This is a genomic window from Dactylosporangium siamense, from assembly GCF_016862795.1.
Lineage (GTDB): Bacteria > Actinomycetota > Actinomycetes > Mycobacteriales > Micromonosporaceae > Dactylosporangium > Dactylosporangium siamense.
The window spans coordinates 185,246-207,603 of record NZ_BONQ01000024.1; the positions used below are offsets into that span (position 1 = coordinate 185,246).

At 70.8% G+C, this 22,358-nt stretch carries 20 protein-coding genes; 14 read left to right on the forward strand and 6 right to left on the reverse strand.

What is annotated here, in order from left to right; translation table 11 throughout:
- The first annotated feature begins 10 nt into the window (after positions 1-10).
- The 13 genes from Dsi01nite_RS07790 to Dsi01nite_RS07850 all read left to right on the forward strand — a co-directional run bounded on the left by Dsi01nite_RS07790 (position 11) and on the right by Dsi01nite_RS07850 (position 15,030).
- Positions 11-196, forward strand: coding sequence for a Trm112 family protein (locus tag Dsi01nite_RS07790; protein ID WP_203845344.1), 186 nt, complete (start codon positions 11-13; stop codon positions 194-196).
- Entirely contained in the window at positions 193-1,401 is a 1,209-nt protein-coding gene (locus Dsi01nite_RS07795) for an SIS domain-containing protein (protein WP_203845345.1), read from the forward strand. The genes Dsi01nite_RS07790 and Dsi01nite_RS07795 overlap by 4 nt, the downstream gene beginning before the upstream one ends.
- Positions 1,398-2,390 carry a cation diffusion facilitator family transporter gene (locus tag Dsi01nite_RS07800; protein ID WP_203845346.1) on the forward strand — a complete coding sequence of 331 codons (993 nt, stop codon included), beginning with the start codon at positions 1,398-1,400 and terminating at the stop codon, positions 2,388-2,390. The genes Dsi01nite_RS07795 and Dsi01nite_RS07800 overlap by 4 nt, the downstream gene beginning before the upstream one ends.
- A gap of 1 nt (position 2,391) precedes the next feature.
- Entirely contained in the window at positions 2,392-3,516 is a 1,125-nt protein-coding gene (manA, locus tag Dsi01nite_RS07805; RefSeq protein WP_203845347.1) for a mannose-6-phosphate isomerase, class I, read from the forward strand.
- A 310-nt stretch (positions 3,517-3,826) separates the two neighbouring features.
- Complete coding sequence (ahcY, locus tag Dsi01nite_RS07810) at positions 3,827-5,317, forward strand: adenosylhomocysteinase (protein WP_203845348.1); 1,491 nt, start codon at positions 3,827-3,829, stop codon at positions 5,315-5,317.
- 136 nt (positions 5,318-5,453) lie between these two features.
- Positions 5,454-6,302 (forward strand): iron uptake transporter permease EfeU, encoded by an 849-nt coding sequence (efeU, locus tag Dsi01nite_RS07815; protein WP_203845349.1) that lies wholly within the window; start codon positions 5,454-5,456, stop codon positions 6,300-6,302.
- A gap of 32 nt (positions 6,303-6,334) precedes the next feature.
- Positions 6,335-7,477, forward strand: coding sequence for an iron uptake system protein EfeO (efeO, locus tag Dsi01nite_RS07820; RefSeq protein ID WP_203845350.1), 1,143 nt, complete (start codon positions 6,335-6,337; stop codon positions 7,475-7,477).
- A gap of 57 nt (positions 7,478-7,534) precedes the next feature.
- On the forward strand, positions 7,535-8,794 hold the full coding sequence (gene efeB / locus Dsi01nite_RS07825) for an iron uptake transporter deferrochelatase/peroxidase subunit (protein ID WP_203845351.1): 1,260 nt from the start codon (positions 7,535-7,537) through the stop codon (positions 8,792-8,794).
- A 285-nt stretch (positions 8,795-9,079) separates the two neighbouring features.
- Positions 9,080-10,837: an ABC transporter family substrate-binding protein gene (locus Dsi01nite_RS07830; protein WP_203845352.1), complete on the forward strand. Its 1,758-nt coding sequence runs from the start codon at positions 9,080-9,082 to the stop codon at positions 10,835-10,837.
- 78 nt (positions 10,838-10,915) lie between these two features.
- The gene (locus Dsi01nite_RS07835) at positions 10,916-11,902 is read left to right on the forward strand and encodes an ABC transporter permease (RefSeq protein WP_203845353.1); all 987 of its coding nucleotides are present in this window, start codon (positions 10,916-10,918) and stop codon (positions 11,900-11,902) included.
- Positions 11,895-12,806, forward strand: a complete 912-nt coding sequence (locus tag Dsi01nite_RS07840) for an ABC transporter permease (protein WP_203845354.1) — start codon at positions 11,895-11,897, stop codon at positions 12,804-12,806. Before Dsi01nite_RS07835 ends, Dsi01nite_RS07840 begins: the two co-directional genes overlap by 8 nt.
- On the forward strand, positions 12,803-13,993 hold the full coding sequence (locus Dsi01nite_RS07845) for an ABC transporter ATP-binding protein (RefSeq protein WP_203845355.1): 1,191 nt from the start codon (positions 12,803-12,805) through the stop codon (positions 13,991-13,993). Before Dsi01nite_RS07840 ends, Dsi01nite_RS07845 begins: the two co-directional genes overlap by 4 nt.
- Positions 13,990-15,030, forward strand: coding sequence for an ABC transporter ATP-binding protein (locus Dsi01nite_RS07850; RefSeq protein ID WP_203845356.1), 1,041 nt, complete (start codon positions 13,990-13,992; stop codon positions 15,028-15,030). Before Dsi01nite_RS07845 ends, Dsi01nite_RS07850 begins: the two co-directional genes overlap by 4 nt.
- A gap of 96 nt (positions 15,031-15,126) precedes the next feature.
- On the opposite strand, the gene Dsi01nite_RS07855 is transcribed toward Dsi01nite_RS07850, so the two are convergent.
- Positions 15,127-16,059, reverse strand: a complete 933-nt coding sequence (locus Dsi01nite_RS07855) for an RDD family protein (protein ID WP_203845357.1) — start codon at positions 16,057-16,059, stop codon at positions 15,127-15,129.
- 61 nt (positions 16,060-16,120) lie between these two features.
- Between Dsi01nite_RS07855 and Dsi01nite_RS07860 the strand changes: the two genes are divergently transcribed.
- Complete coding sequence (locus Dsi01nite_RS07860; protein ID WP_203845358.1) at positions 16,121-17,116, forward strand: stage II sporulation protein M; 996 nt, start codon at positions 16,121-16,123, stop codon at positions 17,114-17,116.
- Between the two features lie 13 nt (positions 17,117-17,129).
- Here Dsi01nite_RS07860 and Dsi01nite_RS07865 read toward each other — a convergent pair whose 3' ends face one another.
- The 5 genes from Dsi01nite_RS07865 to Dsi01nite_RS07885 are packed head-to-tail and all read right to left on the reverse strand — an operon-like array spanning position 17,130 to position 22,239.
- Positions 17,130-18,476, reverse strand: coding sequence for a DUF58 domain-containing protein (locus Dsi01nite_RS07865; RefSeq protein WP_308442023.1), 1,347 nt, complete (start codon positions 18,474-18,476; stop codon positions 17,130-17,132).
- Between the two features lie 25 nt (positions 18,477-18,501).
- On the reverse strand, positions 18,502-19,485 hold the full coding sequence (locus Dsi01nite_RS07870; protein ID WP_203845389.1) for an AAA family ATPase: 984 nt from the start codon (positions 19,483-19,485) through the stop codon (positions 18,502-18,504).
- 17 nt (positions 19,486-19,502) lie between these two features.
- A complete protein-coding gene (locus Dsi01nite_RS07875; protein WP_203845359.1) occupies positions 19,503-20,843 on the reverse strand; it encodes a DUF4350 domain-containing protein in 1,341 nt (446 codons plus the stop codon).
- Positions 20,840-21,391, reverse strand: a complete 552-nt coding sequence (locus tag Dsi01nite_RS07880; protein WP_203845360.1) for a DUF4129 domain-containing protein — start codon at positions 21,389-21,391, stop codon at positions 20,840-20,842. Before Dsi01nite_RS07880 ends, Dsi01nite_RS07875 begins: the two co-directional genes overlap by 4 nt.
- Positions 21,388-22,239, reverse strand: coding sequence for a hypothetical protein (locus tag Dsi01nite_RS07885; RefSeq protein ID WP_203845361.1), 852 nt, complete (start codon positions 22,237-22,239; stop codon positions 21,388-21,390). Before Dsi01nite_RS07885 ends, Dsi01nite_RS07880 begins: the two co-directional genes overlap by 4 nt.
- Positions 22,240-22,358 lie beyond the last annotated feature (119 nt).

Below are 22,358 nucleotides of genomic sequence, written 5' to 3' on the forward strand. Positions count from 1 at the left end.
GTGGAACTACGTGTCCGTCGACCCCGCCCTGCTTTCCATCTTGCGTTGTCCGGACGAGCACCACGCCGAGCTGACGCTCGACGAGGAAGCGCAGACGCTGACCTGCACGCAGTGCGGGCGGATCTACGAGATCCGGGACGGCATCCCGGTGCTGCTGCTCGACGAGGCCCGGCTCCCCGAGGGCGGTGCCGCATGAACCCCCTGGAGGGCACCGCGGGCGTCCGCGGGCACCGCGAGATCGACCTTTCGCTGCTCGACGACGCCGCGGCCCTGGAGCGCAACGACCCGGGTGGCATGCTGCGCGCCACCGCGTCCGCCGGTGCCCAGGTCCGCGAGTCGGCGGCCCTCGCGGCCGAGACCGACCTGAGCGCCCTCGCCGACGAGGGCCGGCCCCGCGCCGTGGTCGTCGCCGGGGTCGGCACCGCCGCGCGCACCGGCGACATCCTGGAGACGGTGGCGGGCCCGCGCTGCCCGGTGCCGGTGCTCGCGCACCGCAGCGCCGGCATCCCCGGCTGGGTCGGCGCGGCCGACGTCGTCATCGCCGTCTCCGCGTCCGGTCGCTCGCCGGAGGCCCTGGCCGCCGCCGAGGCCGCCGGCCGCCGCGGCGCCCGGCTGGTCGCGATCGGCGCCCCGGACACGCAGCTGCACGCGCTCGCCGACCGCTTCCGCGCGCCGTTCATCCCGGTGCCGCGCCGCGCCCCGGCCCGCGCCAGCCTGTGGGGGCTGGCCGTGCCGGTGCTCCTGGCCGGCCGGCAGCTCGGGCTGGTCAAGGTCAACGAGGCGGACTTCGCGGAGACCGCGGCCCGGCTCGACGCCGACGCCGACCGGTGCCGCATGACGCTGGAGTCGTTCGTCAACCCGGGCAAGAGCCTCGCGCTGGACCTGGCCCGTTCGGTGCCGATCGTGTGGGGCTCCTCGCCCCTGGCGAACGTCGCGGCGCGCCGCTTCGGCGACGTCCTGGCCGCCAACGCCCGCTACCCCGCGGTCGCCGGCGCCCTCGGCGAGGCGGGCCGTGGCCGGGTCGGCCTGCTCGACGGCGTCTACGGCGGACTGGCCGAGGCCGGCCGGGACATCTTCGCCGACCCCGCCGACGAGGACGAGTCGGTGACCAGGCTGCGTCTGGTCCTGCTCCGCGACGGCGGCCTCGCCGAGGACGAGGAAGAGGCCGACGGCGAGCCCTCCGCGGTGGAGGAGAAGCGGGCCGAGGCGGTCCAGCAGCTCGCCGAGCGCCGTGGCGTGCGGGTGAGCCTGATCACCGCCGAGGGCGGTTCGGCGCTGGAGCGACTTGCGTCTCTCGTCGCGGTGCCGGACTTCGCTTCGATCTATCTTGGACTCGCGCACGGCTTCGACCCGATGGCCGTGCCCGCCGTGTCCGAGATGAAGGAGCTGGTCAGTCCATGAGCACCGAGGGTGGCACGAAGGCCGTCGTCGCGGCACTGTTCGCGAATCTTGGCATCGCCGTCACCAAGTTCGTGGCGTTCCTGCTCACCGGGTCGTCATCGATGCTGGCCGAGTCGATCCACTCCATCGCCGACTCCGGCAACCAGGGCCTGCTGCTCTTCGGCGGTCGCCAGTCCAAGCGGCGCGCCGACGCCGAGCACCCGTTCGGCTATGGCCGGGAGCGCTACGTCTACGCGTTCGTCGTCGCGGTCGTGCTGTTCTTCGTCGGCGGGATCTTCGCGCTCTACGAGGCCTGGCACAAGATCGGGCACCCCGAGCCGATCGACCAGTGGCAGTGGGTCCCGGTCGTCGTGCTCGTCGCCGCGATCGTCATGGAGAGCCTGTCCTTCCGCACCGCGATCGTCGAGACGCAGAAGATCAAGGGCAACGTCACCTGGTGGCAGTTCATCCGCCGGGCGAAGCAGCCGGAGCTGCCGGTCATCCTGCTCGAGGACCTCGCCGCCCTGGTCGGTCTGGTGCTCGCCCTGTTCGGTGTCAGCCTCACGCTGATCACCGGTGACGGGATCTGGGACGGCGTCGGCACCGCCGCGATCGGCGTGCTGCTCATCGTGGTCGCCGCGATCCTCGCGGTGGAGATGAAGGGCCTGCTGGTCGGCGAGGCCGCGTCCCCGGAGCAGATCGCTCAGATCAGGGCCGCCATCGTCGCCGGCCCCGAGGTCGAGTCGCTGATCCACATGCGCACCGTGCACCTGGGCCCCGACGAGCTGCTGGTCGCGGCGAAGATCGCGGTCCGGCACGACGAGACCGCGGCGGAGGTGGCCCGGGGCATCGACGCGGCCGAGTCCCGGATCCGCGCGGCGGTGCCGATCGCCACGATCATCTACCTCGAGCCCGACATCTTCATGGCGGGCAAGACGGCGGAACCGCCGGCTTCCCCGCCTGGCAAGCCCTCTACGGGGCCGCTGCCGGACACCGCGGAGGCACACTAGCGTGGAACTGCTCGACAGCCCGATCCGCAAGTACGCGTGGGGGTCGACGACCGCGATCGCCGCCCTGCAAGGGCGCCCGGCGCCGACGGCCGAGCCGGAGGCGGAGCTGTGGATGGGCGCGCACCCGGCCAGCCCGTCCCGGCTGGCGGTCAGCGGCACGTCCCTGGTCGACGCGATCGCCGCCGACCCGGTCGGGCTGCTGGGCGGGTCGGGCGTCGAGCGGTTCGGGCCCCGGCTGCCGTTCCTGCTGAAGATCCTCGCGGCCGCCCAGCCGCTGTCGCTGCAGGCGCATCCGACCCTCGCGCAGGCCCGGGAGGCGCACGCGGCCGGCCACCCGTCCTACGTGGACGCGTGGCACAAGCCGGAGATGCTGGTGGCGCTCACCGACTTCGACGCGCTGTGCGGCTTCCGTGACCCGGCCGTCACGGCCGCCGACCTCGCCGCGCTCGGCGTGCCCGGGCTCGAGGAGACGATCGGCGCGCTGCGCCAGGCCGACCCGGCGGCCGCGCTGCACGACGCGGTGCGCGGCCTGCTCGGCAAGCCCGACCCGCGGCTGGTCGACGAGGTGGTGGCGGCGAGCCCCGGCACGAGCCTGGCCGCCGAGCTGGCCGAGCGCTATCCGGGCGATCCCGGGGTCATCGTCGCGATGCTGCTCAACCGGATCACCCTGCGGCCGGGCGAGGCGGTCTGGATGCCCGCCGGCAACCTGCACGCCTACCTGCGCGGCGTCGGTGTGGAGATCATGGCGGCGTCGGACAACGTGCTGCGCGGCGGCCTCACCCCGAAGCCCGTGGACGTCGACGAGCTGCTGCGGGTGCTGCGCTTCGAGGTGCTCGACGACCCGGTCACCCGGCCCGTGGACCTCGCGTCAGGCCTCGTCACGTGGCCGGTGCCGGTGCCGGACTTCACCCTGCACCGGGCGGTCGTCGACCCCCGGGGTGCGGCGGCGGTCCGGCTGCCGGGCGGTGGGCCGCGGATCGTGCTCTGCGTGCGGGGCGCGGTGCGCGTCGACGACGGCGTGGTGCCGGTCACGCTCGAGGCGGGGCAGGCCGCGTTCGCCCCGGCCACGCGCGGCGAGCTCGCGGTGAGTGGCGAGGGTGACGTCTTCCAGGCCGCGACCCCGTAAACCGCAACCGAAACGCGGGGGACTTGTCCGGATTCGTCTTGACATCGCGACTGCACACGGTAGTGTTCTGACTACGCAGGGTTCGACATTGAGTTCGGGCCCCACGCGGGGGAACCAAACCGGGGGGAAGTAGGGGGCGGTGAGAGCAATCTCACCGCCCTCTACGCTGTCCAAGGGCGGTGAGCGTCCCTCACGTGCTGCCGCGTACCGTGAGAGGTCGCGCCGCTTGTGGGCCCTGGCCGCGTCTGGTCGATCAGCGCGGTCCGCGTCGGGCCCACATCCAGATCCGGCCCACAGACCAGGAGACTGCATGACCAGCACGTTGCCGCCGCGGACCAGCCAGGCGGACCGCCCGAAGACCGTCGCCGAGGGCGACTTCAAGGTGGCCGATCTTTCCCTGGCGGCCTTCGGGCGCAAGGAGATCCAGCTCGCCGAGCACGAGATGCCCGGTCTGATGGCGATCCGCCGTGAGTTCGCCGCGTCGCAGCCACTGCGGGGCGCGCGGATCACCGGTTCGCTGCACATGACGATCCAGACCGCGGTGCTGATCGAGACCCTCGCGGCGCTCGGCGCGCAGGTGCGCTGGGCCAGCTGCAACATCTTCTCGACCCAGGACCACGCGGCCGCCGCCATCGCGGTCGGCCCGGAGGGCACGCCGGAGAACCCGTCCGGCATCCCGGTCTACGCCTGGAAGGGCGAGACCCTGGAGGAGTACTGGTGGTGCACCGAGCAGATCCTGCTGTGGCCGGACGGCGAGGCGCCCAACATGATCCTCGACGACGGCGGTGACGCCACGCTGCTCGTGCACAAGGGTGCCGAGTTCGAGGGCCTCGGCGCGGTCCCGGCGGTGGACACCGCCGACTCGGAGGAGTACGCGGTCATCCTCGGCCTGCTGCACACCTCCCTCGCCGAGGACAAGGGTCGCTGGACCAAGGTCGCCGCCGGCATCAAGGGCGTCACCGAGGAGACCACGACCGGCGTGCACCGTCTCTACGAGATGCACCAGCAGGGCAAGCTGCTCTTCCCGGCGATCAACGTCAACGACTCGGTCACCAAGTCGAAGTTCGACAACAAGTACGGCTGCCGCCACTCGCTCATCGACGGCATCAACCGGGCCACCGACGTGCTGATCGGCGGCAAGGTCGCGGTCGTGTTCGGCTACGGCGACGTCGGCAAGGGCTGCGCGGAGTCGCTGCGCGGCCAGGGCGCCCGGGTCATCGTGACCGAGGTCGACCCGATCTGCGCGCTGCAGGCCGCCATGGACGGCTACCAGGTCGCCACGATCGAGGATGTCGTCTCCACTGCGGACATCTTCATCACCGCGACCGGCTGCCTGGACGTGCTCACCGCGGATCACATGGCGCAGATGAAGCACCAGGCGATCGTCGGCAACATCGGCCACTTCGACAACGAGATCGACATGGCCGGCCTGGCCAAGCGCTCCGACGTCAAGCGGATCGTCATCAAGCCGCAGGTCGACGAGTGGAAGTTCGACGACGGCCACTCGATCATCGTGCTGTCGGAGGGCCGCCTGCTCAACCTGGGCAACGCGACCGGTCACCCGAGCTTCGTGATGTCCAACAGCTTCAGCAACCAGGTCATCGCGCAGATCGAACTGTTCACCAAGCTCGAGGAGTACCCGGTCGGCGTCTACACGCTGGCGAAGCACCTCGACGAGAAGGTCGCCCGGCTGCACCTGGACGCCCTCGGCGTCAAGCTCACCGAGCTGACCAAGAAGCAGGCCGAGTACCTCGGCATCCCGGTGGAGGGTCCCTACAAGACGGACCACTACCGCTACTGAGATCCGGTTGGAAGGGCCCTGTCGCATCCGCGACAGGGCCCTTTCGCTGTGCACTTCTACAACTTGTAGAACTCCTGGCCCAGCCGTTAAGGTAAAGCTGACCTAAGTAAGGTTCGGCTAACCTGCGGAGCGACCGATGACCGCCATCTACCTGATCGGCCTCCGCGAAGGCCTCGAAATCACCTTGGTGGTCTCGATCCTGGTCGCCTTCCTGGTCAAGAGCGACCGCGGGCACTTGTTGAAGTTCGTGTGGGCCGGCGTCGCCGCGGCCGTGCTGCTGTCCGTCGGCTTCGCCGCCCTCCTCGAGGCCGGCGCGGCAACGCTGACCTTCGAGCAGCAGGAGCTGTTCGAGGCGTGCGCCTCGTTCGCCGCTGTCATCTTCGTCACCTGGATGATCTTCTGGATGCGCCGCATGGCCCGCCGGATGGCCGCCGAGCTGCGCGGCCGGCTCGAAGAGGCGATCCAGGTCGGCGCGTGGGCGATCGCCGGCATGGCCTTCCTCGCCGTGGTCCGTGAGGGCCTGGAGACCTCGATCCTGTTCTACGCGGCAGCGCAGGGCACGAAGGACTCCGCGGAGCCGCTGATCGGCATCAGTCTCGGCCTGCTCACCGCGGTGGTGCTCGGCTGGCTGCTCTACGCCAGTGCGGTCCGCATCAACCTGACCCGCTTCTTCACCTGGACCGGCGCGCTGCTCGTGCTCGTCGCCGCCGGGATCTTCAAGTACGGGGTGCACGACCTGCAGGAGAGCGGCGTCCTGCCGGGCATCAACACGCACGCATACGACGTGACGGGGGTGCTGCCGCCGGACGCGTGGTACGCCGAGCTGCTCCGCGGCATGTTCAACATCACGCCGCAGCCGACGGTCCTGGAGACCGTCGCGTGGCTCGGTTACGGAATCCCGGTCCTGGTCCTGTTCCTGCTGCCCCTGCTCAAGAAGGACCCGAAGCCGGCCGCCGAACCGGCCGGCGCCGCTACCTCCGCGTAAACGCACCCTTCCCCCCTTTTCGTAGGAGAACCATGCGTACATCAGCCCTGATCGCGGTGAGTGCGGGCACGGCCGCTGCGCTGACCCTCGCCGGCTGCGGCGACAGCAAGGACGACGCGACCACGCCGGGCGCCGCCGGCACCAGCAAGATCGCCGTCACGGCGACCGACACGGAGTGCAAGGTCGAGAAGACCGAGACCACGTCCGGCCCGGTGACGTTCACGATCAGCAACAAGGGCGCCAAGGTCACCGAGTTCTATGTCTACGCGACCGGCGACCGGATCATGGGCGAGGTCGAGAACGTGGCACCCGGCCTGAGCCGCGAGCTCATCGTCGAGCTGCCTGCCGGCACCTACGAGACGGCCTGCAAGCCCGGCATGAGCGGCAAGGGCATCCGCGGCGGGTTCAAGGCCACCGGCGACGCCAAGCCGCTCACCGACGACGCGAAGCTCGCCCAGGCGACGCAGGACTACCAGCGCTACGTGAAGAGCCAGACCGGCGCGCTGATCGACAAGACCACCGAGTTCGTCACCGCGGTCAAGGGCGGCGACATCGAGAAGGCCAAGACGCTCTTCCCGATCGCCCGCACGTACTGGGAGCGCATCGAGCCGGTCGCGGAGAGCTTCGGCGACCTCGACCCGGCCATCGACGCCCGCGAGGCGGATCTGGAGGCGGGCCAGGAATGGACCGGCTTCCACAAGATCGAGAAGGACCTCTGGGTCACCAAGGACGTCAGCAAGTCCGGCCCGACCGCCGACAAGCTGCTCGCCGACGTCAAGACGATCGTCGACAAGGCCAACACGGTGCAGCTGTCCCCGCTGAACCTGGCCAACGGTGCCAAGGAACTGCTCGACGAGGTCGCCACCGGCAAGATCACCGGTGAGGAGGACACCTTCTCGCACACGGACCTGTGGGACTTCGCGGCCAACCTCGAAGGCTCCCGCGCCGCGATCGCCGCGCTCCGCCCGGTGATCGAGGAGAAGGACGCCGCACTGGCCAAGACGCTCGAGGACAAGTTCGCCGCCGCCCAGGCCGAGCTCGACAAGCACCGCAACGGCGACGGCTGGAAGTTCCACAACGAGCTGTCCGAGGCCGACCTGAAGGCCCTCGCCGACTCGATCAACGCCCTCGCCGAGCCGATCAGCAAGGTCGCCCCGCTGGTCGCGTCCAAGTAGCACCCCCGGTCCCGGCCTTTCACCGAAAGGCCGGGGCCGTCAACGAAGGGACGAGAGATGGATCGCCGCAAGATGCTCGGCCTCGCCGGCGCGGGTGCCATCGGCGCCGCGGCCGCGGGCGTCGCCGGTGCCACGCTGATCGACGGCGCCACCCACCCGGCGCAGGCCGCGGACGCGGGTGCGGCGATCCCGTTCTACGGCGAGCACCAGGCCGGGATCGTCACCCCGGCGCAGGACCGTCTGCACTTCGTCGCCTTCGACGTCATCACCGACAAGAAGGCGGAGCTGCTCGACCTGCTGGAGAAGTGGACCATGGCGGCCGCGCGGATGACGGCCGGCCGCGACGCCGGCAGCATCGGCGCGGTCAACGGGACCCAGGAGGCCGCGCCCGACGACACCGGTGAGGCGATCGGCCTGCCGCCGTCGGGGCTGACGCTGACGATCGGGTTCGGGGCGACGCTGTTCCGCACCGCGGAGGGCAAGGACCGCTTCGGCATCGCGGACCGGCGCCCGGCCGCCCTGGCGGACCTGCCCCGCTTCGCCAAGGACACGCTCAAGCCGGAGATCTCCGGCGGTGACATCTGCATCCAGGCGTGCGCGCACGACCCGCAGGTCGCCGTGCACGCGGTGCGCAACCTCGCCCGCATCGGCTTCGGGGTGGTCAGCGTCCGCTGGACGCAGTTGGGCTTCGGGCGCACCTCGTCGACCTCCCGTGGCCAGGTGACCGCCCGGAACCTGTTCGGTTTCAAGGACGGCACCGCCAACCTGAAGGCCGAGGACACCCAGTTGCTCAAGGAGCAGCTGTGGGTGCAGCAGGGTGACGGCGCGGAGTGGATGACGGGTGGCTCCTACGTCGTCACCCGCAAGATCCGTATGCTCATCGAGACCTGGGACCGCACCTCGCTCGGCGAGCAGGAGGCGATCATCGGCCGGAGCAAGGGCGAGGGCGCGCCGCACGGTGGGAAGGCGGAGTTCGACCTGCCGAAGTTCGACGCGAAGGGCGCCGACGGGGAGCCGCTCATCGCGGCGGACGCGCACGTGCGACTCTCGCACCCGGACGCCAACGACGGCGCCAGGCTGCTGCGCCGCGGCTACAACTTCGTCGATGGCTCGGACGGGCTCGGCCGCCTCGACGCCGGGCTGTTCTTCATCGCGTATCAGCGTGACCCGCGGAAACAGTTCGTGCCCGTACAAACTCGGCTTTCGCGACAGGACACTCTGAACGAGTACATCCGCCATGTGTCAAGTGGTTTGTTCGCCTGCCCTCCGGGCATCCGTGCCGCCGACGACTACTGGGGTCGGGCACTCTTCGCGTAGATTCGACACATTTGAACGTGTGTTTCTCGGATATTTCGGGCGCAAGTCGGCAAGATCTACTTTCACCATCTGTAACAAAAGGACTTCGGAACGTCCATTTCGTTGGGCAAATGGTCAGGCAACAGTCCGCATAACGGGACAGTTACGAATCTCTACATCCTCTATGCAGGTAGCCCCTCGCGTCGTTTCCTTTAGGCACCACAACGCAGCCCGGTTGGCCCACGGTCGTGCCCGCGACCGCGGACTCCATCGTGGCCAGGGCTGTCGTTCCTGACTGGAGGAGACATGCGCACGAGATCGAAGGGGCTTACCGGCCTCATCGCGGTCGCGGCGGCTTCGCTGCTCACGTTGACCGCCTGCGGTGGCGGGAGTGACAGCAACAAGGAGACGCCGACGTCCAACGCCGGCTTCGCCGATTGCGAGAAGAGCCCGAACACCTGCAACAGCGGCAACACCAAGCCGGGCGGTGAATACATCTTCGGCCTCGAGCAGAGCTTCACCAGCTGGAACATCAACACCGAAGAGGGCAACACGCTCGTCGCGGCGCAGGCGCTGTCGGGCGTCATCCCTCAGGTCTTCAAGTCCGACCCGAGCGGCACGCTGCAGCTCAACTCAGACCTCCTGGCCTCGGCCGAGCTGACGAACCAGAACCCGCAGACCGTGGTCTACAAGATCAAGCCGGACGCGGTGTGGAACGACGGCACGGCCATCAGCGCCGACGACTTCATTCTTGCCTGGAAGCAGAACTCCGGTAAGAAGGAGCACTGCTCCGAGTGCACCCCGGCCAGCACCTCCGGCTACGACCTGATCAAGACCATCGTCGGGTCGGACAACGGCAAGACGGTGACGGTGACCTTCGAGGACGGCAAGACCTACGCCGACTGGAAGGGCCTGTACTCCACCGACGGTCTGTACCCGGCCCACCTCGCGACCAAGCAGGGCTTCGACCTGAACAAGCCGGAGGGCGTCAACAGCGCCGCCAACTGGTTCAGCGAGACCGTGCCGACCTGGTCCGGTGGCCCGCTGGTGATCGACACGTTCAACAAGGACCAGTCGCTGGTGCTGAAGAAGAACGACAAGTGGTACGGCAAGGTCAAGCCGTCGCTGGACAAGGTCGTCTTCAAGTTCATCATCGACCAGGGCAGCGTCATCCCGGCCCTGAAGAACAAGGAGATCACCGGCATGTCGCCGCAGCCGAACGCGGCTCTGGTGAACGGCGCGGCTGAGACCCCCGGCGTGATCTACCGCATCGGTCACGGGTACCAGTGGGAGCACCTGGACCTGAACCTGAAGAACAAGTACCTGGCCGACGTCGCGCTGCGCCAGGCGATCTTCACCGCGATCAACGTCAAGTCGGTCATCGACAAGACCTACGGCGTGTTCGACAAGGCCGCGAAGCCGCTCGGCAGCCACAACTTCTTCCCGGGCGACCCGAACTACAAGGACGTCGTGTCCCCGACGGGCCAGGGCTCCGGTGACGTCGAGAAGGCCAAGAAGATCCTGACCGACGCCGGCTACAAGATCGAGGGCGGCAAGCTCATCACGAAGACCGGCGAGGCCGTGCCGACGCTGCGCTTCCGTCACACCAAGGGCAACCAGCTGCGCGCCACCACCGGCGAGCTGGTCCAGGCGGCGCTGAAGAACATCGGTCTGGACATCAAGATCGAGGTCACCGAGACGCTGGGCAAGACGCTCTCGACCGCCGACTACGACATGATCATCTTCGCCTGGGTCGGCAGCCCGCTCTACCAGGGTGCGGCCGAGCAGAACTGGGTCACCGGCAACGGCGGCAACTACGGCAGCTACTCCAACGCCGAGGTTGACAAGCTGACCAACGACGGCGCCCGCTCGCTCGACCCGAAGAAGGCCGCCGACCTGATCAACCAGGGCGACGAGCTCATGTCGAAGGAAGCCTACGTCCTGCCGATCGCGCAGAAGCCCACGCTGACGTTCACCTACTCGGACTACGTCAACGTCCGGGACAACGCGACGCAGTGGAGCCCGACGTACAACATCCAGGAGTGGGGCCAGAAAGCGGCCTGACGCACCGGATCTACGGGGACCCCGGACGCCGCGTGCGTCCGGGGTCCTCCCGCACCTGCCAATAAGCGGAGGAAACTCATGATCGCCTATGCGGTGCGCCGGCTCCTGATCGGAATTCCGGTGCTCATCGCCGCCTCGATATTCGTGTTCGTCATCGCCTCGCTGTCGGGCAACCCGATCGACGACATGGAAGCGCGGAACCCACCGGTCCCGCTCGAGACCCGACAGCTCGAGGCCCACCGGCTCGGGCTCGACAAGCCCCTCGTCCAGCGGTACGTCAACTGGTTGGGCGACCTCGTCCTGCACGGCGACTTCGGGCAGTCCACCGAGAAGACGCTCAACATCGGCGACCAGATCGGCGACCGGCTGTGGGTCACGCTGCGGCTGGTCTTCGTGGCCATGCTGCTGGCCGTCCTCCTCGCCGTGATCTCCGGCGTGCTGAGCGCCGTCAAGCAGTACAGCAAGGTCGACTACGGGTTCACCTTCGTCGGCTTCCTCGCCCTGTCGATCCCGTCGTTCTGGCTCGCGCTGCTGCTCAAGGAGGCCGGCGTCGCGTACAACCAGAGCACCGGCTCCCAGGTCTTCTACACACTCGGCGACCAGGACTACAACCACGACAGCTTCGACACGTGGGGCAAGATCACCGATATCGCGGGCCACATGGTCCTGCCCACCATCTCGCTGACGTTGATCACGTACGCGGCCTGGAGCCGGTATCAGCGCAGCGCGATGCTGGAGGTCCTCAACAGCGACTACGTGCGGCTGGCCCGATCCAAGGGACTGCGCAGCCGCCAGGTGATGGTCCGCCACGCCCTGCGCACCGCGCTGATCCCCCTCGCCACGATCACGGCCGTCGACATCGGCGGGATCTTCGGCGGCGCGGTGATCACCGAGACCGTCTTCAACTGGTCCGGCATGGGTGTCTACCTGCTGGAATCCGTCACCCGGCGGGACGTCAACTCATTGCTGGCCTGGCTGCTCGTCTCCGGCATCGTGGTGATCGTCTTCAACATCGTCGCCGACCTCCTCTATGCGGTGCTGGACCCGAGGATCCGTTATGAGTAACTCACTGGTCACCAAGGCCCCCGTGGCCACCCCCGTCCTCACCACGCGCCAACGCAGCCAGCTGGAGCTCGTGCTCCGCCGCTTCCTGCGGCACCGCCTCGCCGTCGGCAGCCTCGTGCTGTTCCTGCTCATCGTCCTGTTCGCGTTCGTCGGTCCGCTGCTGTGGAAGTACGACTACGCCTACATCGACGGCCCCAGCTTCTCCCCGCCCTCGGCGGAGTATCCGCTCGGCACCGACCAGGCCGGCCACGACCTGCTCGGCCAGAGCATGCGCGGCACCCAGCAGTCACTGAAGATCTCGCTGCTGGTCGCCCTGATCGCCACCACGTTCGGCTCGCTGTGGGGCGCGATCGCCGGCTTCTACCGCGGCTGGGCCGACGGCCTGCTCATGCGCATCGCCGACGTGGTCCTCACCCTGCCGAGCATCGCCATCGCGGTGACCCTGTCGGTCAACCTCCAGGGCGGCGCCAGCTGGTGGGGCCTCGCCCTCGTGCTGTCGTTCCTGGCCTGGGCCGGCATCTCCCGGGTGGTCCGCGGCGTCGTGCTCTCCCTGCGCGAGCAGGAGTTCGTCGAGGCGGCCAAGGCGATGGGCGCCAGCGACCTGCGCATCATCGTGCGGCACCTGCTGCCCAACGCGCTCGGCACGATCATCGTCGCGGCGACGGTGACGATCGCGACCACGATCCTCGCCGAGACCGCGCTGTCCTTCATCGGCTTCGGCGTGCAGCGCCCGGACACCTCCCTGGGCCTGCTCATCAACGACGCCAAGCTCTCCGTGCAGGACCAGCCGTGGCTGTTCTACTTCCCGGGCCTGTTCATCATCCTCATCGCGCTGACCGTCAACTTCATCGGTGACGGCATGCGCGACGCGTTCGACCCCCGACAGACACTGGTGCGCCGATGACCATCGAACTGAACGCCCGATCCACCGCGACGGACACCGTCCTGGAGGTCGACAACCTCTCCGTCTCGTTCCCCACCGAGGACGGCCTGGTCAAGGCGGTCCGCGGGGTGTCCTACACCCTTCGGCGCGGAGAGACGCTGGGCATCGTCGGCGAGTCGGGCTCCGGCAAGTCGGTCACGTCGCTGGCGCTCATGGGCCTGCTGCCAGGCTCCGCGAAGATCACCGGCTCGGCCCGCTTCCGCGGCGAGGAGCTGCTGGGCAAGAACGACCGCGAGATGAGCAAGATCCGCGGCAAGCACCTGGCGATGATCTTCCAGGACCCGCTGACCTCGCTCAACCCGGTCTACCCCATCGGCAAGCAGATCGCCGAGGCCGTCCTGGTGCACCACGACGTCAGCAAGCGGGCCGCCTGGGAGCGGGCGGTCGACCTGCTCAAGGTCGTCGGCATCCCGTTTCCGGAGCAGCGGGTCAACAACTACCCGCACGAGATGTCCGGCGGCATGCGCCAGCGGGTCGTCATCGCCATCGCGATGGCCAACAACCCCGAGGTCATGATCGCCGACGAGCCGACCACCGCGCTCGACGTCACCGTCCAGGCGCAGGTCCTGGAGGCCCTCGAGGCGGCCCGCACCGAGATCGGCGCCGCACTGGTGCTCATCACGCACGACCTCGGCGTCATCGCCGGACACGCCGACCGGGTCTGCGTCATGTACGCCGGCAAGCTGGTCGAGTCGGGCACCGTCGACGACATCTTCTACCGCCCGCGGATGCCCTACGCCCTCGGCCTGCTCGGCAGCCTGCCGCGCGTCGACGAGGGCCGCGACGCCCGGCTCACCCCGATCGTCGGCACCCCGCCGTCGCTGCTCAACCTGCCGCCCGGCTGCCCGTTCCGCCCCCGCTGCCCGCTCGCCCAGGACATCTGCGACGAGGTCGAACCCGACCTGGTCACGGTCGACGCCGGCGGCCAGCACACCGCGGCCTGCCACTTCAGCACCCAGCTCGTCGACACCCAGGCCACCGATGTCTTCGCGGTGACCTCCGTCGACGTGGACACCGAGGAGGTCGCGGTGGCCGACACGGACCTGGTCGCGGACACGGACCTGGTCGCGGACACGGACCTGATCGCCGACACGCGCCCCGTCGCCGACACGCGCCTTGCCGCAGACACATCCGAGGACGCCTCATGACCATCGACACCTCGAAACCGGCCGCGACCGGGACGGTCATCTCCGCCCGCAACCTGGTCAAGCACTTCCCGGTCCGCTCCAGGGGCATCCTGCGCCGGCGGATCGGCGAGGTGCACGCCGTCTGCGACGTCTCCTTCGACATCGGTGCCACCGAGACCCTCGGCCTGGTCGGCGAGTCCGGCTGCGGCAAGTCGACCACGGCCCGGCTGCTGCTCAACCTGATCCGCCCGACCAGCGGCGAGATCCATTACGCGGGCAAGGACCTGGCCCAGCTGTCCCGGTCGCAGATGCGGCCGCTGCGCCGCGACCTGCAGATCGTGTTCCAGGACCCGTTCGCGTCCCTGGACCCGCGCATGACCGTCTTCGAGATCATCGCCGAGCCGCTCCGGATCCACGGCCTGTTCTCCGGTGGCGGCGCGGCGAAGGTACGCGAGCTGATGTCGACGGTCGGCCTCAACTCCGAGCACGGCAACCGCTACCCGCACGAGTTCTCCGGCGGACAGCGCCAGCGCATCGGCATCGCCCGGGCCCTCGCGCTGCGCCCGAAGGTCCTGGTCCTCGACGAACCGGTGTCCGCCCTGGACGTCTCCATCCAGGCCGGCGTCATCAACCTCCTCGAGGACCTGCAACACGAGCTCGGCCTGTCCTACCTCTTCGTCTCCCACGACCTGTCCGTGGTCCGGCACATCGCCCACCGCGTCGCGGTCATGTACCTCGGCCGCATCGTCGAGACGGCAACCGTGGAGGACCTGTTCACGAAGGCGTCCCACCCGTACACGCAGGCGCTGATCTCGGCGATTCCACTGCCGGACCCGCGCAAGGAGCGAGTCCGGCAACGGATCCTGCTCACCGGCGACGTGCCCAGCCCGGTGAGCCCGCCGAGCGGTTGCCGCTTCCGGACCCGCTGCCCGAAGTTCGCCGAACAACTCAGCGGACCCGAACGCGAACTGTGCATCAACGAGGTGCCGGCCCTGACCGACCGCGGCCAGGGTCACCGCAGCGCCTGTCACTACGCCGAGGCCGTCAAACTGGTCTAGGCGTCCTCCGCCCGGCCCCGGTCCTGCGCGAACAGGCCGGGGCCGCGGCCTGTCCGCCCTCGACACGTCTCGGACCGGCCGGGACCTCGTGGCGCCTTAGTACGGCACCGCGGGGCGCAGCGGGTCGGAGGGGCGCGGGACCGCCTGCTCGAACGGCCCGACGAGCTGCGGGCCGCCCGCCGCGGTCAGCCCCGGCCACACGCTGGCCGACGCCGCCCGTGCCTTGACCAGCTGGACGGTTGCCCGCCGGTTCCGCTCGGCGATGACGGCCGCGAGATACGCCCAGCCCGGTGCCTCCGGTGGCGGTGGCGGGGTCGTGCACATGGCGACCTCGCGGGCGAGGGCCCGGCCCAGGGCGGTGCGGGACGGCTCGGTGATCTCGCGGTTGCGGGCCAGGAAGTGCCGGACGGCGAGGGCCAGGCTGTCGTCGAGACCGGTCAGGTCCAGCCGCCGAGCCCAGTTCCGCAGCGGCGGCGGCATCGCCGGCACCCAGCCCCAGCTCGCCGGGGTCCGCTCGTGGATGACGATCGTGCCGGCGGCCCAGTCGCCGAGGCGCTTGCCGCTGCGGCCGACCAGCATCGTGCCGAGGCTCGCGACCCACGTGACGACCGGCAGCAGCAGGCCGGGCCACTCCAGGGCCATGCCGACCAGGGCGCGGGTGAAGGAGTGCCGGAAGCGGACCGGGCCGCCGTCGTCGCGGACCACGCGCAGGCCCATCGCGGCCTTGCCGGGGGTGCGGCCGCGCAGGACGGTCTCGAAGAAGGTGGGGTAGCCCAGCACGGTGATCACCAGGATGATCGTGAAGATCGCCTGACCGAGGCCGTCGTCGAAGAGGCCGGCGGTGCTGGTCACGATCTGGAACATCGTCGCCAGCATGACCAGCACGATGAACAGGACGGCCTGCCCGAACGCGTCGATGATGAGGGCGAGCGCCCGGGAGCCGAGCCGGGCGACGCGCACGTCGAGCTCGACGGCCTCGCCGCTGACCAGGCGGTCTCCTGGGCTCTCCGGGGCCGTGGCGATGCTCATGGGCAACAGTGTCCTACACAGGGTGCACCCGGCGGGTGCCCGCGCCGTCTACGCTGCCGTCGTGGACCTGGACGCATACGTCGCGGAGCACGCCGCGGAATGGCGGCGGCTGGATCAGCTTTCCCGGCGTCGGCGGGTGACGGCCGCCGAGGCGGACGAGCTGGTCGCGCTCTACCAGCGGGCCGCCACACATCTGTCGGTCGTGCGCAGCCGCTCTCCCGACCCGGCGCTGGTCGCCCGCCTGTCCCGGCTGGTGCTCGCGGCCCGCAACGCCATCACGGGCGCGCCCGCGTTCTCCTGGAGCCGGGTGGGGCACTTCTTCACGGCCGGGTTCCCGCTCGCGGTCTACCGGGCCTGGCCGTGGTGGTCGGGCGTGGCGATGTCGTTCAGTCTGATCGCGTTCGGCATCATGGGTTACGTCGTGGCGAATCCCGACGTCGCCGACCAGTTCATGGACGACGCGACGATCACCAGGATGATCCAGAGCGACTTCGTCGGCTACTACAGCCAGTACGCGTCGCAGAACCAGACCCTGCGCGTGTGGACCAACAACGCGGTGCTGACCGCCGAGTGCCTGGCCGGTGGTGTGCTCATCCTGCCGGTGGTGTTCGTGCTGTTCTACAACGCGTTCAACGTCGGGATGACCGGCGGCGTGATGATCGCCTACGGGAGCGGCGACGTCTTCTTCGGCATGATCATCCCGCATGGCCTGCTGGAGCTGACCGCGGTCTTCGTCGGTGCCGGTGTCGGGCTGCGCATCGGCTGGGCGTGGATCGCGCCCGGCCCGCTGCGGACCCGCGGCCGGGCGCTCGTGGAGGCGGCCCGGGAGGGGATGCTGGTCGCGCTCGGCCTCGTCGTGGTGCTGCTGATCAGCGGCCTCCTGGAGGGCTTCCTGACCCCGTCGGCGTTGCCGATGCTGGTCAAGGACGTGATCGGTGCTGTGGTGTGGCTGGCGTTCCTCGCCTACGTGGTGATCCTGGGCCGCGCCGCGGAGGTCCAGGGCGAGTCGACCGACCTGCCGGAGGAGCTGACCGAAGCCGCGGTGCCGACGGCCTGAGGGCGGCAGGGGTTCAGAGCCTGCCGGTGGACTTCAGGGCGAGGTAGTGGTCGGTGACCCGGGACGCGAACACGTCGGCCGGGGCGTCGACCACCTCCACGCCGTGGTGGCGCAGCGCGGCGGCGACCCGCTCGCGTTCGGCGAGGGTGCGCTGGGCGGAGGCGGCGGCGTAGACCTCGTCCGGGCCCGCGTCCGGCCGCACCTGGGCGAGCCGGCTCAGCGCCGGATCGTGCACCGCCGCGACGACGATCTTGTGCTTGGCGGCGAGCTGCGGCAGGACCGGCAGCAGGCCGTCGCCGAGCGCGCCCGGCTCCAGCGCGGTGAACAGCACCACCAGCGCGCGTTTGCGTTCCCGGCGCAGGACCTCGCCGGCGACCAGGCCGAAGTCCGTCTCGACCAGGGCCGGCTCCAGCGGCGCCATCGCGGTGACGAGCCGCCAGAGCAGGGTGCGCTTGTCGACGTTGGTCACCGAAGCGCGGACCGTGGTGTCGACGGCGAGCAGGTCGACCCGGTCGTCCGCGCGGGCCGCGACGGAGGCGAGCAGCAGTGCGGCGTCCATGGCCGCGTCGAGTCGCGGTTCGTCGCCGATCCGGGCCGCCGACGTCCGGCCCGTGTCCAGGACGCAGACCAGCCGCCGGTCGCGCTCCGGCCGCCAGGTGCGCACCACCACGTCGGAGCGGCGGGCGCTGCCCCGCCAGTCGATGGAGCGGACGTCGTCGCCGATCACGTACTCGCGCAGCGTGTCGAACTCGGTGCCCTGGCCGCGGCCGCGGGTCACCACCGAACCGTCCAGGATGCGCAGGCGGGCGACCTTCTCCGGCAGGATCCGGCGGGAGGCGAACGCCGGGTACACCCGCAGCCGCCACGGTGGTGTCATGGCCTCCGCGGCCCGGCGGGTCGTCTGCCGGTAGGCCAGCCGCAACGGACCATAGGCCCGCAGCGTGACCCGGACGGCCGGGCGGTCCCCGCGCCGGGTCGGGGTCAGCGTGGTCGTCACCCGGACCGCCCGGCCGGGGTCGACGCGTACCTCCTGCTCGGTCGGGTACGCGCCGGCGGACGGCACCCACGCGTCGCGGACCCTTCCGATGAACGGCCGGTCCGAGCCGTTGCGGACGACCAGCTCGACGCTGCCGGTGTCGCCCAGCCACAGGGACTGGTGGCCGGTGCGGGAGAGGGTCATCGCCCGCGGCGGCGCGGCGCCGAGGACGTCCACGGCGCACAGGATCGCGACCGCGGTGACCAGGATCGCCGCGCCGAGCCACAGCCAGCCGCCGCTCACCGTGTCGCCGAGGACGATGCCGATCAGCGCGAGCAGGACCGTGCCGGCGGCGACGATCGCCGCCGGTCGCCAGGTGATCACGCGCGCACCCCGCCGGTCCGGCGGGTCATCGGGGGGTCGGCACGGTGGCCAGGACGGAGTCGAGGACCGCGTCGGCGGTCACGCCCTCCAGCTCCGCCTCGGCCCGCAGCCGCACCCGGTGCCGCAGCGTCGGCCGGGCGAGGGCCTTCACGTCGTCCGGGGTGACGTAGTCGCGGCCGGTCAGCCACGACCAGGCCTTCGCCGCGGCGAGCAGCGCCGTCGCGCCCCGCGGCGAGGCGCCGAGCTCCAGCGACGGCGACACCCGGGTCGCGCGGCAGAGGTCGACCACGTAGGCGAGGACGCCGTCGGCGACGGAGACCTGCTGCACCGCGGCGCGGGCGGCGGCGAGGTCGGCCGCGGTCGCGACCGCGCGCACCCCGGCGTCGCGCAGCCGGCGCGGGTCGAAGCCCTGGTGGTGGGCGCGCAGCACGCCGAGCTCCTCGTCCCGGGTCGGCAGCGGCACGGTCAGCTTCAGCAGGAACCGGTCCAGCTGCGCCTCCGGCAGCGGGTAGGTGCCCTCGTACTCGATCGGGTTCTGCGTCGCGGCGACCAGGAACGGGTCCGGCAGCGGGCGGGCCCGGCCCTCGACGGAGACCTGGCGCTCCTCCATGACCTCCAGCAGCGACGCCTGGGTCTTCGGCGGGGTCCGGTTGATCTCGTCGGCGAGCAACAGGTTGGTGAAGACCGGTCCTTCCCGGAACTGGAACTCGGCGGAACGCGCGTCGAAGATCAGCGACCCGGTGACGTCGCCGGGCATCAGGTCCGGGGTGAACTGGACCCGCTTCGTGTCCAGGTCCAGCGCGGCGGCGACGGTGCGCACGAGCAGCGTCTTCGCCACGCCCGGCACGCCCTCCAGGAGCACGTGCCCGCGGGCCAGGAGCGCGATCACCATGCCGGACACCACGGCGTCCTGGCCGACGACGACCTTGCCGACCTCGGCGCGCAGCCGGCCGAGGGCGGCGCGGGCCTGCTGCGGGTCCCCGGCCGGCTCGGGCGCCTGCTTGGCCAGCGGGATAGCGGTGTCGGTCACCGTCGGGCTCCTTCTGCGTCGGGTTGTTCGGTGGTGACGGCCTCGACCAGGGCCTCCAGCTGGATGGCCGCGATGACCAGCGAGCCGTCGTCCTCGGGCGGCGCGCCGAAGAGCGTGTCCCTGACGGTGTGCTGGGGCCAGCCGCTCGACGCGGCGACCGCGGTGACGATCGTCTCCCGGTGGGTGCCGGGCTCCAGCCGCAGCAGCCGCGCCATCCTGCTCAGCGCGGCGGACCGCAGCGTCGTCAGGGACTCCTCGCGCGCCCTGGCCCGCTGGTAGAGCCGGCCGCGGCCGGTGACCGTCTCGCCGGCGCGGACCACGACGGGCAGCGGCTCCACCACCGGCCCGCCCATTCTGCGCGCCCGGGCGAGGGCGTACAGCAGGAACGCCACGGCGAGCAGCACGGCGACGACGTAGGTCCATGCCGGGAAGGCATGCCACAGCGGGTTCTGGCGTTCGGACTGCTGTGGCGAGGGGGTCTGCGGCGGCGCGCTCGGCCGCTGCGGCGTGGTCCGCCCGCCGCTGGGGGTGCCGCTGGGGCGGTCCGGGCCGGCGGTCTGTGTCGGCCCGGCGGTGCTGGTGGGCTGCCGCGTCGGTCCGCCCTGGTACGGGTTCTCCTCCGGCTTCGGCGGTGCCTCCCGGTGGTGCAGGTCGACCCAGACCAGCAGCGGCCGCTCGGTCAGCAGGCCGACGGCGAGCTTCGCGTTGCCGAACTCGCCGATCCGGTCGTTGCGGAACGGGTCCGCGGAGCCGACGACCGCCATCGTCGTCCAGCCCCGGCTCAACACCACGAGCGAGTCGTCGTAGCAGCGGGCGAGCTGCGCCTCGCCGGCCTGGTTGACCGGCCCGTACCGGGTCCGGCGCACCCCCGCCCGGCCGGCGTCCGTCGCCGGCCGGTAGTCGCAGCCGGGCGCGCTCACCCCGCTGGCGAGGGCCCGGTCGGTGCCTTCGATGGGCACCTGGCCGCGCAGCAGGGTCTCCCGGCTCGGCTCGACAACCACGACCCGGGTCGCGGACGACAGCAGCGCCAGCCGCCGCAGGTACTCCGGGTGGACGAACTGCGGGGTGGTGAGCAGGATCGTGACGTCGCCGCGGTTCTCGGGGAGGAAGGCGTCGGCGGTGCCGCCGACCCGGGCGATCTTCACCCCGGCCGCCCGCACACCGTCGGCCAGGGTGCTGGCGCCGATGGCGGCCGTGCTCGCCGGCGACAGGTAGGCGGGGTCGTCCTCGTCCGGCTGCTCCAGCTCGAACAGCACCAGGCCGGTCAGCAGGACGAGCAGGACGGTGGCGGGCGGGACGGCGAGCCGCAGCCACCGCCACGAGCGCGGTTTCTTCATGCGTCGACCTCCGCCGCGTACTGCCGCATCAGGGTGTCGTGCTCGGCGGTGGCGGGAAGCTGCCCGTACCAGATGTCGGAGAAGATCCCGGTCGCGCCGCGCAACGGCGGCTCGACGCCCGGTGCCACCACCGCCGCGGCCCGCGCCACCTCGGTGACGGTCATGCCCGGCAGGACCTCGACCGCGCGCCGCTCGACCAGGCCGCGCACGATCGCCCGGAGCCGTTCCCGGACCGCCTCGGCGTAGCGCCCCTCCGCGGCGAGCCGGTCGGCGAGCGTCAGGAACACCGCGGCCGGCACGTCGGGCAGCTCGTCGCCGGCGAGGTCCGCCTCGGTGAGCTCGACCGGCTCCGGCGCGACCGGCTTCTCCGGCTTCTTCGCCGATTTGCGGCGGCGCCGCAGCCTGGGGAAGCGGGCCGGGATCCAGCGCGGATAGGTGTAGTGCAGCACGCCGACGAGGATCGAGGCCAGCAGCAGGACGAGCACCAGCAGCGGCAGCCCGATCCGGGAGGACAGCACCTCCAGGAACTCGGCCCAGGTGCGGGTCATCGCTTCACCGCGCCGAGCACGGCGGCCTGGGCCAGGTCGACGGGCCGGCCGAGCCGCCGGGAGCGGCCGACGGCGACGTCCAGGCCCTCGATCCGCATCCGGCACTCCAGGTAGAGCACCGCGTCGAGGCAGGCGAGCGCGGCGTAGACGACGGTGTTGGCCAGGATCCACACCGCCACGGTCGTGACCTGGCTGAGCAGCGCGTCGCTGGGCAGCACGGTCGCCAGCAGCGCGCCGGTGCCCCAGCCGATGGCCACCCGGATCGCCGCCCAGCCGCCGTAGCTGCCCAGCCGGATCGCCACCCCGCGCAAACCGACCGGGGCGAGGTTGAACGAGCGGGCCAGGGCCGCGCCGGGGCCGACCCGGTCGACCGCGAGGGCGGGCGCGGCCAGGCCGATCGCGCCGAAGAAGTAGAACCAGGGCAGCGCCACGATCGCGCTCGGCAGCAGGATCAGGCCGACGGCCACCGCCAGGACGATCAGCGCGGGCGCCCGGCGTCCCCACTGGCGCAGCAGGTCACGGGCCGGCACCGGGGCGCCGAGGAGGGCCGGCCCGGCGGCGGCGCCGGTCAGCCCGCCGAGCAGGGCCAGGACGATACCCTCGGTGGTCAGGCCGCAGCAGAAGACCAGCCACCAGAGCCCGCCGTCGTCGCTGCTGAACACGTCGGTCGTGCCGTCCACCCCGGCTGCGGAGCGCAACGGAAACAGCACCGCCTGCTCGCACAGTGCCAGCACGAACGCGACGATCAGGAGCAATCGGGCATTGATCCGCAGCAGCTGCACCGCCGCGTCGAGCAGCTCACCGAACGTGAGCGGACGCAGGGGGATGACGGGGCTGGACTGCTCCACGCGGACACCGTAGTCGGAAGGCGCGAACTGGGCTGTCCGCCCTACCGCAAAGCCGGAAAGTCACCAAGATCGGGCATCGGGTTCCCATCTTCGGGCGTCGAGGTGAAATATTGGACCGC